This is a genomic window from Paenibacillus sp. YYML68 (genome assembly GCF_027923405.1).
Lineage (GTDB): Bacteria > Bacillota > Bacilli > Paenibacillales > NBRC-103111 > Paenibacillus_G.
In genome coordinates this window covers 4,924,001-4,939,067 of the sequence record NZ_BQYI01000001.1, presented here as the reverse complement: position 1 = coordinate 4,939,067, position 15,067 = coordinate 4,924,001, and the positions used below count along the sequence as shown (strand labels likewise).

Below are 15,067 nucleotides of genomic sequence, written 5' to 3'. Positions count from 1 at the left end.
GGGGAAAGCGATGGATACTTGGAACAGAAGCAAGGCGGATCGACTATTCGATACGGTGAACGTCCTGTTCTTCGCGGTGCTGCTCTTCATTATTGTGTACCCGCTGTACTTCATTCTGATCGCCTCAGTCAGCGACCCTGACCTGGTCAATGCGGGCAAGATTGCGTTCCTCCCTCGGGAGATGACATGGGTCGGGTACGAGCGCATATTCGCCGATGCGGAGATCTGGCAGGGCTACTGGAACTCGATCATCTATACCGTATTCGGTACGACGTTCCGCGTCGTGCTCACCATTACCGGCGGCTACGCGCTGTCACGCAAGGATTTGCCTTACTCAGGCGTGATCATGATGCTCATTCTGTTCACGATGTTCTTCAACGGAGGGCTCATCCCGACGTACCTGCTCGTGAAAAATTTGGGCATGGTGAACACGATGTGGGCGATGATTATACCAGGTGCTGTAAGCGTTTACCAGTTGATCATCGTACGCACGTTCTTCCAGAGCACGATTCCGCAGGAGATGCTGGAGGCGGCGATGATGGACGGCTGCGGCAATCTCAAGTTTTTCACCCGGATGGTGCTGCCGTTGTCGCTGCCGATTATCGCGGTTATCGTCTTGTTCAACGCGGTGGCGATGTGGAACTCCTACTTCCAGGCGCTCATTTACTTGAATGACGTCAGTCTACATCCACTGCAGATCATTCTCCGCAAAATCTTAATCATCAGCGAGGCCCAGCTCGATATGATCGACGGGTCAGCCGATACGGTGGCGGAGCAGAAGGTGGCGGAGCTGATCAAGTACGGCATGGTCATCGTCTCAAGCTTGCCGGTGCTGGTGCTGTATCCGTTCCTGCAGCGATATTTTGTCAAAGGTGTCATGATCGGCTCAGTCAAAGGCTGACTGCGCATTCATGAATAGATGCAAGTTCAACAAGGGGCAACAAAGTACAGCTAGAGCGATCACGATGAACTACAATATGGGAGGTCAATAGGTATGAGAAAAAAATGGATGGTCACAGGTACGAGTCTAATGATGACAGCGGCACTAGTTGTAAGCGGTTGCGCAGGCGACGGAGGTAAAGAAGGAGCGAGTAAGCCTGAGGAGAAGTCAGCGGCCAAGAAGGTGCAATTCCCGCTGGAGCAGCCGATCCAGCTGAAGATGTTCGCTAACGTGCCGCCACAGATCAAGAAGGACATGAACGACATGCAGATGTTCAAGGAGCTGAACAAGCAGACGAACGTTCAGGTGAGCTGGACACAGGTAGGCTGGGAGCAATTGGCAGAGAAAAAGAACATTCTGATCGCGAGCGGCGACTTACCAGATGCGTTCTACGGCCGCGGGGTGCTGCTCGATCAGGAGATCGTCAAGCTCGGCTCTCAGGGCGCGCTCATTCCACTCGAGGGTATGATCGATCAGTACGCGCCGAACCTGAAGAAGGTGCTGGACCAGCGTCCGGAGTTCAAGAAGATGATGACAGCGCCGGACGGTCATATCTACACGCTGCCGACGTTCGTAGAGCGTGACTTCAATGAGATTCCGTCTGTATTGTTCATTAACAAGAAGTGGCTCGATCAGCTCGGTCTGCCTGTGCCGAAGACGACCGATGAATTCTACAACGCGCTGAAGGCATTCAAGGAGAAGGACCCGAACGGCAACGGCAAGAACGATGAGATTCCGATGTCCTTCCTGTTCAACAATGCCCAGAACGGAGCGAACGCGCTGGCTGGCTCGTTCGGCATTAAGAGCGATGACCCGCGTAACAACCTGTATGTTGACAATGGCAAGGTGAAGTACAGCCCGGCCCAGCCTGAATACGAGACCTACATGCAGTACATGAGCAAGCTCTACAAGGAAAGACTGATCGACCAGGAAGTATTTACGCACAATATGAACCAATACTTGACGAAGATTCGCAGCAAGGATGTGCAGGTCGGTGCCTTCTTCGGTTACTCCTTGATGAGCATCTTCGGAGATAACAAGACCGATTACGTGCCAGTGCTTCCGCTGAAGGGTCCGGATGGCAAGCAGCCGAGCTGGCTGCGTATGCCGACCAGCCCTAACCTAGGCGCCTTCGCCATCACGTCGGCGAATAAGCACCCTGAGGTGACGATGCAGTGGCTCGATACGATGTATGACGAGAAGCTCAGCTTCCAGTTCGAATCCGGTCCATTCGGTCTGACGTCCAAGGAGAATCCAGACGGCACGATCGAGAAGCTACCTACGCCACAAGGTGTGGGAGCGGACATCTTCAAGCACTCGGAGGCGCCGGGTAACGCCGCGGTTGTTCTCGTCCTGAAGAACATGGTCGACAAGTATATCGACGCTCAAGCCGACGAGAAGCGCAGCTACTTCAAGATGTATGAGCCTTACGCGAGCAAGGACATCATTCCGAACCTGCTCTGGTCGCTCGAGGATTCCGAGAAGCTGAACAACATTAACCTAGAGCTGAACGGCAAGAACGGCTACTACGCGAGCACGTACGCGAAGTTCGTTATGGACGGCTTCACGAAGGCGGACTGGGAGAACCACCAGGCACAGCTGAAGAAGCTGAAGGTCGATGAGTACGTGAGCCTGTACCAGAAGTACTATGACGCGTACATGAGTAAGAAGTAAGGGATTGGAGCTTATAGTGAAGTGAAGGCAGAGCCGGACGGGGAACCGTCCGGTTTTGTTTGGGGTTTGGGAGCTGACTATCTGATCGGAGTCAATACCCCTCCATCCATTTCGTTAACGGTATCACATAGCAGTTCGATATCCTCCGCGTAATGGGAAGACAGTATAATGGTCGTTCCTTCTTCCTTCAGCTCTTTAAGCAGCTCGCGTATTTCTAGCACCCCCTGCTTATCTAACCCATTCATCGGTTCGTCAAGAATGAGCAGCTTGGGCTTTTCCATAATCGCTTGGGCAATACCGAGCCTGTGTCGCATGCCTAACGAGTACTTGCTCACATGCTTTTTGCTAAGAGGATCAAGCCCGACTCGGGCCAACGTATCACGAATCACTTGATCGGATATTTTACGACGGATGGAAGCTAACAGTTGTAGATTCTTGAATCCGCTTAATGAGCCAATGAAGCCGGGGTCTTCAATAATAATGCCAATATCTTGTGCACGTGACGGCTTCACCGGCTGACCGTTAACGAAGATATGACCAGCCTGCAGCTTCATAAATCCGCAGATGCATTTGAACAGTACCGTCTTCCCCGAACCGTTCCGGCCGATAATGCCATGAATGCGTCCTGTCTCGAATTTGACGGATACATGGTTTAAGGCGATAGTTTCTTTGAAGCTCTTCATTGCATCGATAACCTCTACCATAGGGGTTGCCACATTAAGCCCTCCTCTCCAGAATGGATACATCTTGCTTGCAGAATACGATGACAGACACGATACTCATCAGTACAATCGATCCAACCAGAACGGTTACAGCATATATAGGTGAAGGCATGGAGCCCGTATAGCCGAAGTCAAGATAGATCATACTGCTCCAGTTGATCGGGGAGATGTAATAAGGCGCATTCCCATAGGACATCTTCCCCACGTAGATGGAGAAGTAAGAGAGCACCGTAAAACCACCTGCTACGATTAAGCCGCTCATTCGCCGCAAGACAATATTGAAGCAGAAGATGAGAACACCGATGAATATGGATACGAGCGCAAATAATCCGAAGCTAATGAACATGGCTTGAACGGGAGAAAACAAAGTTATAGCGGGCCCTGCTACATCAGCCAATGACGTAATGCCATACTTGGACAAGCTGCTTGGGTTATAGGCGATTGTCCGTAATACCGCTCCCCAATCAGCCGTTAGCTGGAGATGAGGAATCAAGGCTACTACGGATGCGACTACAAAAAACGCCGTATACACAAAAGCTGCCATCATGATATACAGAAGCTGGCCGAGCACCCAGTTGCGTCTGCTGGTCCGAATCATGAGGAAGGGGGTATGGCTATCTGTAAATGGAGCATCGCAAAACAGCAGCAGGGTCAGGCAACCGAATATGGAGACCATAACAGGCCGGGTAAGGAAGAAAGGGAACACCCAAGGAGAGACCGGTACACCTACAGCAGCAGCATAATCGGCAATCCAGGAGAAGACCCATATGGCAAACGCCACTATGATCGCAGCAAGAGTGTATATACGAGGGTTAACCTTCCACTTCGAAAAATTAATCATGGCACAGAGCCAGATCGTCTTCAGATCAATCATGCTGCACCCTCCTTCGTACTTGGCCTACTATGCCATAACCCATGATCATACATAAAGTCAGTATTGTCATAAACTTAAGGAACAAGCTCTCAAGTGGAGAGCCAGCGATATACGTCCCTTCGACGATCATGCCCAAATTCAAAAACGGAGGTAAATCCCAAAATCGAGTGAGGCGGAACATGACATAATAAAGAACAGCCGGCGCTGCCAAAGCTGTAAATCGGTTCGGAATATAGGTTGAAATCCACAGTGCGGCTACCGCAAACAAGGAAGAAGACAGGGATAGATGGGCAGCTGAGAACAGCAAGTATGTAACAGGCTGATTCCTCTCCAGCAGGGATACGTACGCATCCCCTGTGGAGATGGTAGTGAAAAAGGGGAGCTTGATGAGCAGCAGGAGCGCATACAATAGAATCCCTGCTAGCGTTGTACATGCAGCAGAGACCGCACTCGCAATTGCTTTACTTATACTATACGCGCGAACACCTGAACGGATTAGCCAGAAGCTTGTCGCGCGCTCCTCCCATTCAGAAGCAAACGTTGTCGCGAATGGAAGGAGCGGGATGATGCCTACAACTAATATTACGCTTCCGCTCCCGCTTGCCACCAATACAGACAGCACACTGGAGTGTGATTCAATCATGCCGAACGTAGTGAGGAATAGAACGACAGTAACCCCTACCACACTCGCTAAGAAACGAATCGAGAAGATTGCTCTACCGCAGCAAACGGCCAAGAGAGATAAGAACGTCTTCATCAGACAGCATCACCTCATCCCCGACATTTTCTCGCCTGTTACGGCATTGACCACATAGATGCTATAGTCATAATAAGGGGTCTGGATATTGCTCTCAGCTTGTGTCCAGATCTCTGGCTTGGCCACGATTAAGACCCACGCTGGAATTAACTGATACGATTTGTTCTGCGGAATGGATACATAGCACAGCTCAGCAGAGATAACATCGGTACCTTCACTGAGTATGAGACCTTCGTATTCCTTAATCAGATGCTGTATTGCTTGTGCCGCGCTAATAAGAGGCTGTTCTTCCCCTGCTACGGCTCCATTCTTGTCATAAATACCTCTGGCATGAATATCGGTTACACCTTGAGTTGTATACGTTGCGTTAATAGTGGGGTATGGCATCCAACTGCCGATTGCACTTGTTGCTGCCCCTTTGCCCCACTCCCAGCTTATATCTATGACAGGAATTTGATCAATGATTTGGCGAAAGTGGAAGACGTACGCTTCGTCGTTCTTGGTCCAATCAATGTGCTCCTTCTGATCATGAATGTCTTTCATATATAACGCATAATGCGCTTGAATGGTGTTTAAGTCCAGGGAATAGGTCTCACTTAGCTCGATTGCGGGAATACCGGCAGCCATCAAGTGATGCTGTACGGTAGCTAGCGCCTGCTCGAAGCTCTGGAAGGATAGGTCAGCACGGGAAGCATAGTCACTCCGTAGCAAGCTTCTATGTAACTGCTCATTGATGTCTGGGGGCCCGACGATGTTTGCTATAACGGGTGAATAATTCGCCACTAGCTTTCCGTTAGAGAACATTCCGTAATAAAATCCACCATCTGAGTCGCTTTCCCTTTCATCACCAATGCGTTTGCCCCCATCAAGAACGGTGAGGTACTCAGTCAGCGCTTCATCTCCTGTCTGGAACTGTAACCCCTGCGCCAATATCCGCCTCTCGACAATCGTACGATTTAACAGCTTCTGTGCGACGGTCTCTGGTTCAAGTCTCAGATAATTGACTGTGTAGGTCTTAGCTGAGGACACTGACTTCACTTCCGCGGGATCTAGAGAAATAGAAAGATTCTTAGGTAGCTCTACAGTCTGAAGAAACGATGCCAGGTCGGTCGAGTGAGCGATGTGGTTCTCTGTCTGAGTTCCTGTGCATGCTGAAGTGAACGATATGAGCGAGATGGTACATAACAATAGAATTGCGACTCTCATGGTAATTCCTCCCTTATAAGACGATTATAGCAAGAAGCAGGTGGCGCATGTAACTGCTACAACAGCCCAATAAACCTTATTTATTTGAACAATCTCCACTTACACTGTAATTAACAAAGATGTGGTGACGCACAGGAGAACAGCAGTTTTTAATAGGTAGACTCAGCTATGATTACAGAAACATTCCCTACGAATGTTCCTCCGTCAGAGGTTGTAATGACGATCTGGTGGTCACCAGGAACAGCGGCGTTCTGTACCCATGTCGAGTTGGAATGAGCAGCTAGATGATAGCTTTGCGTGTGATCATTCTGTTTAATATGAATCGTTATATTCGTGCTTGCTGTGTTGACAGCATAGAACTTGTAAGATTCCCAGCCTTTGGGTTGAGACCAGGTACGCTCCCAAGCTCCTTGAGCTGCAGAGATGTCGGTTTCACGAATGATCGGAGTGGTAGTCATTACGTTGAGTTCCTCGTCAACAGTGGGGACGGGGGTGGCAAGTGGTTCTGCATTCGGCTGTAGAATATAAGCACTTGCAACGAGATGGGTTGAAGGAGTAGCTAGAGCTTTATTACCCGCATGTAGCTTGGAATTGGTATGCAGACTAACGGCTATAGCGCTGCATACAGCGACAATAACTATCGTTGTTAACATTACCTTGGAGTTCATCGGTATACACTCCTATTCAGCTTCATGTTGTTAGTTGCATACGACTAGGTATAATACCATATAATACCACAAGTTTACGGTTGATGGTATGACACTAGAGTCATGAAGGTTCACATCGTAGAGTGAATAATGGACCGAAGGTCCCTGAAGAGCTGGCTATGCGAGTCGATTAGCGGGAAGGCGATACTAACATGTTTACATTTCACACGTTCGTATTAAAAAACAAGGTTAAATTGTAGAAAAGCATGGACATTCCTCATCCTACGTAAATTGAGAGCGCAGGAACGTCATGATCGACTACATCTAGCTGTTACCCTTGAATACAAGGGTGAAGAACTCATTGATGATGATGAGAGCAAAATGCCTTGATCTATAGGTCTCGTTGGTAATTATATATATTGGTAAATAAACAGGTCAGAGGGTTGTGATTCCTAAGCTAAGCCGCAGCAAAAACAAAGGTACAGGGGGGGCGGGCATCTCCTGTACCTTTGTTTTTGTTTGGGAGCTGACTATCTGATTGGAGTCAATACCCCTCCATCCATTTCGTTGACGGTATCGCATAGCAGTTCGATATCCTCCGCGTAATGGGAAGACAGTATAATGGTCGTTCCTTCTTCCTTCAGCTCTTTAAGCAGCTCGCGTATTTCTAGCACCCCCTGCTTATCTAACCCATTCATCGGTTCGTCAAGAATAAGCAGCTTGGGCTTTTCCATAATCGCTTGGGCAATACCGAGCCTGTGTCGCATGCCTAACGAGTACTTGCTCACATGCTTTTTGCTATGAGGATCAAGCCCGACTCGGGCCAACGTATCACGAATCACTTGATCGGATATTTTACGACGGATGGAAGCTAACAGTTGTAGATTCTTGAATCCGCTTAATGAACCGATGAAGCCGGGGTCTTCAATAATAATGCCAATATCTTGTGCACGTGACGGCTTCACCGACTGACCGTTAACGAAGATATGACCAGCCTGCAGCTTCATAAATCCGCAGATGCATTTGAACAGTACCGTCTTCCCCGAACCGTTCCGGCCGATAATGCCATGAATGCGTCCTGTCTCGAATTTGACGGATACATGGTTTAAGGCGATAGTTTCTTTGAAGCTCTTCATCGCATCGATAACCTCTACCATAGGGGTTGCCACATTAAGCCCTCCTCTCCAGAATGGATACATCTTGCTTGCAGAATACGATGACAGACACGATACTCATCAGTACAATCGATCCAACCAGAACGGTTACAGCATATATAGGTGAAGGCATGGAGCCCGTATAGCCGAAGTCAAGATAGATCATACTGCTCCAGTTGATCGGGGAGATGTAATAAGGCGCATTCCCATAGGACATTTTCCCCACGTAGATGGAGAAGTAAGAGAGCACCGTAAATCCACCGGCTACGATTAAGCCGCTCATTCGCCGCAAGACAATATTGAAGCAGAAGATGAGAACGCCGATGAATATGGATACGAGCGCAAATAATCCGAAGCTAATAAACATGGCTTGAACGGGAGAAAACAAAGTTATAGCGGGCCCAGCTACATCAGCCAATGACGTAATGCCATACTTGGACAAGCTGCTTGGGTTATAGGCGATTGTCCGTAATACCGCTCCCCAATCAGCCGTTAGCTGGAGATGAGGAATCAAGGCTACTACGGATGCGACTACAAAAAACGCCGTATACACAAAAGCCGCCATCATGATATACAGAAGCTGGCCGAGCACCCAGTTGCGTCTGCTGGTCCGAATCATGAGGAAGGGGGTATGGCTATCTGTAAATGGAGCATCGCAAAACAGCAGCAGGGTCAGACAACCGAATATGGAGACCATAATAGGCCGGGTAAGGAAGAAAGGGAACACCCAAGGAGAGACCGGTACACCTACAGCAGCAGCATAATCGGCAATCCAGGAGAAGACCCATATGGCAAACGCCACTATGATCGCAGCAAGAGTGTATATACGAGGGTTAACCTTCCACTTCGAAAAATTAATCATGGCACAGAGCCAGATCGTCTTCAGATCAATCATGCTGCACCCTCCTTCGTACTTGGCCTACTATGCCATAACCCATGATAATACATAAAGTCAGTATTGTCATAAACTTAAGGAACAAGCTCTCAAGTGGAGAGCCAGCGATATACGTCCCTTCGACGATCATGCCCAAATTCAAAAACGGAGGTAAATCCCAAAATCGAGTGAGGCGGAACATGACATAATAAAGAACAGCCGGCGCTGCCAGAGCTGTAAATCGGTTCGGAATATAGGTTGAAATCCACAGTGCGGCTACCGCAAACAAGGAAGAAGACAGGGATAGATGGGCAGCTGAGAACAGCAAGTATGTAACGGGCTGATTCCTCTCCAGCAGGGATACGTACGCATCCCCTGTGGAGATGGTAGTGAAAAAGGGGAGCTTGATGAGCAGCAGGAGCGCATACAATAGAATCCCTGCTAGCGTTGTACATGCAGCAGAGACCGCACTCGCAATTGCTTTACTTATACTATACGCGCGAACACCTGAACGGATCAGCCAGAAGCTTGTCGCGCGCTCCTCCCATTCAGAAGCAAACGTTGTCGCGAAAGGAAGGAGCGGGATGATGCCAACAACTAATATTACGCTTCCGCTCCCGCTTGCCACCAATACAGACAGCACACTGGAGTGTGATTCAATCATGCCGAACGTAGTGAGGAATAGAACGACAGTAACCCCTACCACACTCGCTAAGAAACGAATCGAGAAGATTGCTCTACCGCAGCAAACGGCCAAGAGAGATAAGAACGTCTTCATCAGACAGCATCACCTCATCCCCGACATTTTCTCGCCTGTTACGGCATTGACCACATAGATGCTATGGTTATAATAGGGAGTCTGGATATTGCGCTCAGCTTGTATCCAGACGGATGGCTTGGCCACGATTAAGACCCACGCTGGAATTAACTGATACGATTTGTTCTGCGGAATGGATACATAGCACAGCTCAGCAGAGATTACATCGGTACCTTCATCGAGTATGAGACCTTCATATTCCTTAACCAGATGCTGTATAGCTTGTGCCGCGCTAATAAGAGGCTGTTCTTCCCCTGCTACGGCTCCATTCTTGTCATAAATACCTCTGGCATGAATATCGGTTACACCTTGAGTTGTATACGTTGCGTTAATAGTGGGGTATGGCATCCAACTGCCGATTGCACTTGTTGCAGCCCCTTTGCCCCACTCCCAGCTTATATCTATGACAGGAATTTGATCAATGATTTGGCGAAAGTGGAAGACGTACGCTTCGTCGTTCTTGGTCCAATCAATGTGCTCCTTCTGATCATGAATGTCTTTCATATATAACGCATAATGCGCTTGAATGGTGTTTAAGTCCAGGGAATAGGTCTCACTTAGCTCGATTGCGGGAATACCGGCAGCCATCAAGTGATGCTGTACGGTAGCTAGCGCCTGCTCGAAGCTCTGGAAGGATAGGTCAGCACGGGAAGCATAGTCACTCCGTAGCAAGCTTCTATGTAACTGCTCATTGATGTCTGGGGGCCCGACGATGTTTGCTATAACGGGTGAATAATTCGCCACTAGCTTTCCGTTAGAGAACATTCCGTAATAAAATCCACCATCTGAGTCGCTTTCCCTTTCATCACCAATGCGTTTGCCCCCATCAAGAACGGTGAGGTACTCAGTCAGCGCTTCATCTCCTGTCTGGAACTGTAACCCCTGCGCCAATATCCGCCTCTCAACAATCGTACGATTTAACAGCTTCTGTGCGACGGTCTCCGGTTCAAGTCTCAGATAATTGACTGTGTAGGTCTTAGCTGAGGACACTGACTTCACTTCCGCGGGATCTAGAGAAATAGATAGATTCTTAGGTAGCTCTACGGTCTGAAGAAGCGATGCCAGGTCGGTGGAGTGAGTGATGTGGTTCTCTGTCTGCGTTCCTGTGCATCCTGAAGCGAACGACATCAATGAGATGATACATAGCAATAGAAGCATGAATCTCATGGTAATTCCTCCCTTTCAATCCGACTATAGCAAGAAGCAGGTGGCGCATGTAACTGCTACAACAGCCCAATAAACCTAATTTATTTGAAAAATCTCCACTTTCACTGTAATTAACAAGGATGTGGTGACGCACAGGAGAACAGCACGTTTAATAGGGAGACTCAGCTATGATTACAGAAACATCGCCTGTGAATGTTCCTCCGTCAGAGGTCGTAATAACGATCTGATGGTCGCCAGGAGCAGCGGCGTTTTGTACCCATGTCGAGTTGGAATGAGCAGTAAGATGATAGCTTTGCGTGTGATCATTCTGTTTAATATGAATCGTTACATTCGTGCTTGTTGTGTTGACAGCATAGAACGTGTAAGATTCCCAGCCTTTGGGTTGAGACCAGGTACGCTCCCAAGCTCCTTGAGCTGCAGAGATGTCGGTTTCACGAATGACCGGAGTAGTATTCATTACGTTGAGTTCCTCGTCAACAGAGGGGACGGGTGTGGCAAGTGGTTCAGTACTCGGCTGTAGAATATATGCACTTGCAGCGATATAGGTTGAAGGAATAGCTAGAACTTTATTACCGGCATGTGGCTTGGACTTGGCATGCAGACTAGCGGCTGTAGCGCTGCATACAGTGATAATAATTATCGTTGCTAACATTACCTTGGAGTTCATCGGTATACACTCCTATTCACTTCGTGTTGATATTTCTTTTTGTTAGTTGCATACGACTAATGATGAAAATTGACACCATATAATACCTTAAGTGTGTGGTGCGTGGTAGATACAAATGTAAAGCGGAGAACATCACCGAGGTTTGCATGGACATGTCGCCAGCTTTCATCATAAATTCCATGTGATTCAAGCTGCGAACCAAGCCGTAGACGAAGTTCGCCGTACAGAGCGTAGAAGCTGTGCAGAGCTCAAGGATACCCGATAGATGTGGCTTAAGAATCCGGAGAAGCTGACCGACGCGCAACGAGCCAAGCTCGACAAGCTGAAGGAGTGCGATCTAGATACCGCCAAGGCGTATCGCATGCGTTTAATTTGGCAAGAGAACTGGAAAAAGTCATCGGATCACAAAGCCCCGTCCAATTTTATTCCTTTATACCCTCAGCATAATGAACTAGTTTTTTAAGTTCATACATATGGGGCAGTTTTGATGCTCTGCGTACGACTCTAAGTATAGATTCCCGATCAGTACGCCATTTAAGCGTTTCGAATAATGGTTTAAGATCTTCTATTAATGCGTTCCAATAAGGTGCGATATCTTCCTGTTGTTCATTTACTTCGCGCACAACCTTTAAATGTTGACTGAAAACCTGCATCATTTGTCGCGCTTGACCTTCGTCAAGTTCTTCTGCCATATAATAATCCCAAAGTACATATGCTTCTGGATCTAAAGAAAACTCACGAAGTAAATTTACATAAAATTCGAGACGTTCCACCTTTTTAACTAAGTTTTCCTCGCTCATCTCATCATCTCCACTATTACAACCATTCACTAAGCACTATCAATTTTGCCTGTATGTTTACCAAGTCCTACAGCTCTCATCCCTGCTGTTATTGTTTCAATATTGCTAGGACTGTCTAAAGCTTAATACAGTCTTTCAAGCGCTTCTTTGGAAACCGTAACCTGTTGGAGCAGCAGTGCAAGGACGACCGGAACCATTTTCTTTAGCAACTTCACAATAAGCCATATCCCACATTATTTTAGTATAGTTTCTCTAAATGTCAACATATTCCACTGCAACAATGTGGTTGTTCTTCAGGCCGTACTTCACTGAGGACTTGAATATTACCGCAGCAAACGGCCAAGAGAGAGAAGAACGTCTTCATCAGACAGCATCACCTCATCCCCGACATTTTCTCGCCTGTTACGGCATTGACCACATAGATGCTATAGTCATAATAAGGGGTCTGGATATTGCTCTCAGCTTGTGTCCAGATCTCTGGCTTGGCCACGATTAAGACCCACGCTGGAATTAACTGATACGATTTGTTCTGCGGAATGGATACATAGCACAGCTCAGCAGAGATAACATCGGTACCTTCACTGAGTATGAGACCTTCATATTCCTTAACCAGATGCTGTATAGCCTGTGCCGCGCTAATAAGAGGCTGTTCTTCCCCTGCTACGGCTCCATTCTTGTCATAAACACCGCTGGCATGAATTTTGGCTACACCATTAGTGGTATACGTTGCGTTAATAGCTGGGTGCGGCATCCAGTTACCGAATGCACTTGCTGCAGCCCCTTTGCCCCACTCCCAGCTTATATTTATAACAGGAATTTGATCAAAGATTTGGCGAAAGTGGAAGAGGTACGCTTCGTCGTTCTTGGTCCAATCAATGTGCTCCTTCTGATCATGAATGTCTTTCATATATAACGCATAATGCGCTTGAATGGTGTTTAAGTCCAGGGAATAGGTCTCACTTAGCTCGATTGCCGGAATACCGGTAGCCATCAAGTGTTGCTGTACGGTAGCTAGCGCCTGCTCGAAGCTCTGGAAGGATAGGTCAGCACGGGAAGCATAGTCACTCCGTAGTAAGCTTCTATGTAACTGCTCAGTGATGTCTAGAGGCCCGACGGCATTTGCTATGACGGATGAATAATTTGCCGTCGACTTACCGTAGGCATAAATTCCGTAGTAAAATCCACCATCTACGCCGCTTTCCTCTCCAAAGCGTTTGCCCCCATCGAGAACGGTAAGGTACTCAGTCAGGGCTTCGTCTCCTGTCTGGAACTGTAACCCCTGCGCCAATATCCGCCTCTCGACAATCGTACGATTTAACAGCTTCTGTGCGACGGTCTCCGGTTCAAGTCTCAGATAATTGACTGTGTAGGTCTTGGCTGAGGACACTGACTTCACTTCCGCGGGATCTAGAGAAATAGATAGATTATTAGGTAGCTCTACGGTCTGAAGAAACGATGCCAGGTCGGTCGAGTGAGCGACATGATTCTCTGTCTGCGTTCCTTGGCATGCTGAAGCGAACGATATCAATGAGATGGTACATAGCAATAGAAGCATGAACCTCATGGTAATTCCTCCCTTGTAATCCGATTGCGTGACTTGGAATGGGCATATAGAATAGCTGCTACAAAGACCCATGATGTTGATTCTGTTAGTTGCATACGACTGATAACAATTCCATATCATACCATAAATGAATTGTTAATGGTATGATGCTAGAGTAATCATGACCTATGCACTTCGTGGTAAGGTCTGGTAGTTTATCGGATGATGCGCAACCCAAAGAACCATCCGATAATGCTCCGGCCAAAATAAATCAATAAGTCTTGCAAACTGCTGTACATGTGTGTCACAATCGATGTAGATTCGCTGTTGCCCTTTGTGGTGTGACATGCGGACCTGACAACGAGTGTGGAAGAGGCCACGAACCATTTCGCCGTGGGTGTAGCCTTCATCACTCGTTTTTTCTTTGTTTAATTCGTATAGAGCAACGGACAGCAACGTTTCGGCCGTAAACAATAATTCGAAGTGTGCATGGTGATGGGCTTCAGTTTCGGAATGACACTTCTCCAAGGCTAGCTCCTGCTTGGCCGTACGGAAAAACACCTCGATCCGCCAACGCTTCACGTAAGTACGCAAGGCTTCTTCAGGCGCATCGAAGCGGTTGCTGATGAGCAGGTAGGCACCCTTGTAAGTCGCGGGGGCTTCCTCCTCCGTCTCGAGCAACTCGGAATCGTCTTCCTTTAAGCGCATGGCGGCTACAGCGGCAATTTGTACATAGCGCTGCTTGTTGACTTGCTTGCCTCTGCGGTTCGTTACAGGATGCGGCTGCTTCATGTAGATGTCAGGAATCGCAAGTGAAACCAGTCCTGACGCACCCTCGGCAACCAGTTGCCCGTACACTTCCCGGATGAGCATGATCGGGGTCACAGGAACGTACCGCTCCCTACCCGTACAAGGCTCGATGACCTTACGAAATAATGCCGTGTTGCGTTTAGCCTTTGTTACCCAGTCAAATTGATGCTTTTCGAGAAAGGCGAAGAAGCCTTTACACAAGTACCAGCGATCCATCGCAACCCAAAGACGGCAGGTCGCCGATTCGCGTAGCATCAAGAGCATTTGCTTGGCCAAATCGATCTTTGACAAGCCTTCGTTCTTCTGCTCAGACTTGTGCCATACGCGGTAAAACAACGGATATTCAAGTCCGCTGTGAAGTACGGCCTGAAGAACGACCACATTCATCGCCCACACATAAGTCTTCTTAGACGAG

General features: G+C 48.0%; 15 protein-coding genes and 1 pseudogene. 3 read left to right on the top strand and 13 right to left on the bottom strand.

Annotation, left to right across the window (positions count from 1 at the left end):
• The first annotated feature begins 10 nt into the window (after window positions 1-10).
• Both PAE68_RS22075 and PAE68_RS22070 read left to right on the top strand, forming a co-directional pair.
• Window positions 11-901 (top strand): carbohydrate ABC transporter permease, encoded by an 891-nt coding sequence (locus tag PAE68_RS22075; RefSeq protein WP_281890584.1) that lies wholly within the window; start codon window positions 11-13, stop codon window positions 899-901.
• Window positions 902-994: 93 nt separating this feature from the next.
• Window positions 995-2,614 carry an extracellular solute-binding protein gene (locus PAE68_RS22070; protein ID WP_281890582.1) on the top strand — a complete coding sequence of 540 codons (1,620 nt, stop codon included), beginning with the start codon at window positions 995-997 and terminating at the stop codon, window positions 2,612-2,614.
• Between the two features lie 77 nt (window positions 2,615-2,691).
• Here PAE68_RS22070 and PAE68_RS22065 read toward each other — a convergent pair whose 3' ends face one another.
• The 10 genes from PAE68_RS22065 to PAE68_RS22020 all read right to left on the bottom strand — a co-directional run bounded on the left by PAE68_RS22065 (window position 2,692) and on the right by PAE68_RS22020 (window position 11,499).
• Entirely contained in the window at window positions 2,692-3,330 is a 639-nt protein-coding gene (locus tag PAE68_RS22065) for an ABC transporter ATP-binding protein (RefSeq protein WP_281890580.1), read from the bottom strand.
• Window position 3,331: 1 nt separating this feature from the next.
• Window positions 3,332-4,210: a hypothetical protein gene (locus PAE68_RS22060; RefSeq protein WP_281890578.1), complete on the bottom strand. Its 879-nt coding sequence runs from the start codon at window positions 4,208-4,210 to the stop codon at window positions 3,332-3,334.
• Window positions 4,203-4,967 carry a hypothetical protein gene (locus tag PAE68_RS22055; protein ID WP_281890577.1) on the bottom strand — a complete coding sequence of 255 codons (765 nt, stop codon included), beginning with the start codon at window positions 4,965-4,967 and terminating at the stop codon, window positions 4,203-4,205. Before PAE68_RS22055 ends, PAE68_RS22060 begins: the two co-directional genes overlap by 8 nt.
• Before the next feature lie 9 nt (window positions 4,968-4,976).
• Entirely contained in the window at window positions 4,977-6,173 is a 1,197-nt protein-coding gene (locus PAE68_RS22050) for a two-component system regulatory protein YycI (RefSeq protein WP_281890575.1), read from the bottom strand.
• Window positions 6,174-6,322: 149 nt separating this feature from the next.
• Entirely contained in the window at window positions 6,323-6,841 is a 519-nt protein-coding gene (locus PAE68_RS22045; RefSeq protein ID WP_281890573.1) for a hypothetical protein, read from the bottom strand.
• 509 nt (window positions 6,842-7,350) lie between these two features.
• Window positions 7,351-7,989 carry an ABC transporter ATP-binding protein gene (locus PAE68_RS22040; protein ID WP_281890571.1) on the bottom strand — a complete coding sequence of 213 codons (639 nt, stop codon included), beginning with the start codon at window positions 7,987-7,989 and terminating at the stop codon, window positions 7,351-7,353.
• Window position 7,990: 1 nt separating this feature from the next.
• Entirely contained in the window at window positions 7,991-8,869 is an 879-nt protein-coding gene (locus tag PAE68_RS22035) for a hypothetical protein (protein ID WP_281890569.1), read from the bottom strand.
• Window positions 8,862-9,626 (bottom strand): hypothetical protein, encoded by a 765-nt coding sequence (locus tag PAE68_RS22030; protein WP_281890567.1) that lies wholly within the window; start codon window positions 9,624-9,626, stop codon window positions 8,862-8,864. Before PAE68_RS22030 ends, PAE68_RS22035 begins: the two co-directional genes overlap by 8 nt.
• Window positions 9,627-9,635: 9 nt before the next feature.
• A complete protein-coding gene (locus PAE68_RS22025) occupies window positions 9,636-10,832 on the bottom strand; it encodes a two-component system regulatory protein YycI (RefSeq protein ID WP_281890565.1) in 1,197 nt (398 codons plus the stop codon).
• A gap of 148 nt (window positions 10,833-10,980) precedes the next feature.
• Complete coding sequence (locus tag PAE68_RS22020; protein WP_281890563.1) at window positions 10,981-11,499, bottom strand: hypothetical protein; 519 nt, start codon at window positions 11,497-11,499, stop codon at window positions 10,981-10,983.
• A gap of 122 nt (window positions 11,500-11,621) precedes the next feature.
• On the opposite strand from PAE68_RS22020, the pseudogene PAE68_RS22015 reads away from it, so the two are divergent.
• Window positions 11,622-11,890: pseudogene (locus PAE68_RS22015) on the top strand (transposase); the annotation flags it as partial.
• A 31-nt stretch (window positions 11,891-11,921) separates the two neighbouring features.
• Here PAE68_RS22015 and PAE68_RS22010 read toward each other — a convergent pair.
• The 3 genes from PAE68_RS22010 to PAE68_RS22000 form a co-directional block, all read right to left on the bottom strand.
• Window positions 11,922-12,299, bottom strand: coding sequence for a DUF1878 domain-containing protein (locus PAE68_RS22010; protein WP_281890561.1), 378 nt, complete (start codon window positions 12,297-12,299; stop codon window positions 11,922-11,924).
• A 373-nt stretch (window positions 12,300-12,672) separates the two neighbouring features.
• A complete protein-coding gene (locus PAE68_RS22005; RefSeq protein WP_281890560.1) occupies window positions 12,673-13,863 on the bottom strand; it encodes a two-component system regulatory protein YycI in 1,191 nt (396 codons plus the stop codon).
• A 165-nt stretch (window positions 13,864-14,028) separates the two neighbouring features.
• Entirely contained in the window at window positions 14,029-15,039 is a 1,011-nt protein-coding gene (locus PAE68_RS22000) for a transposase (protein WP_281890559.1), read from the bottom strand.
• Window positions 15,040-15,067: the final 28 nt, after the last annotated feature.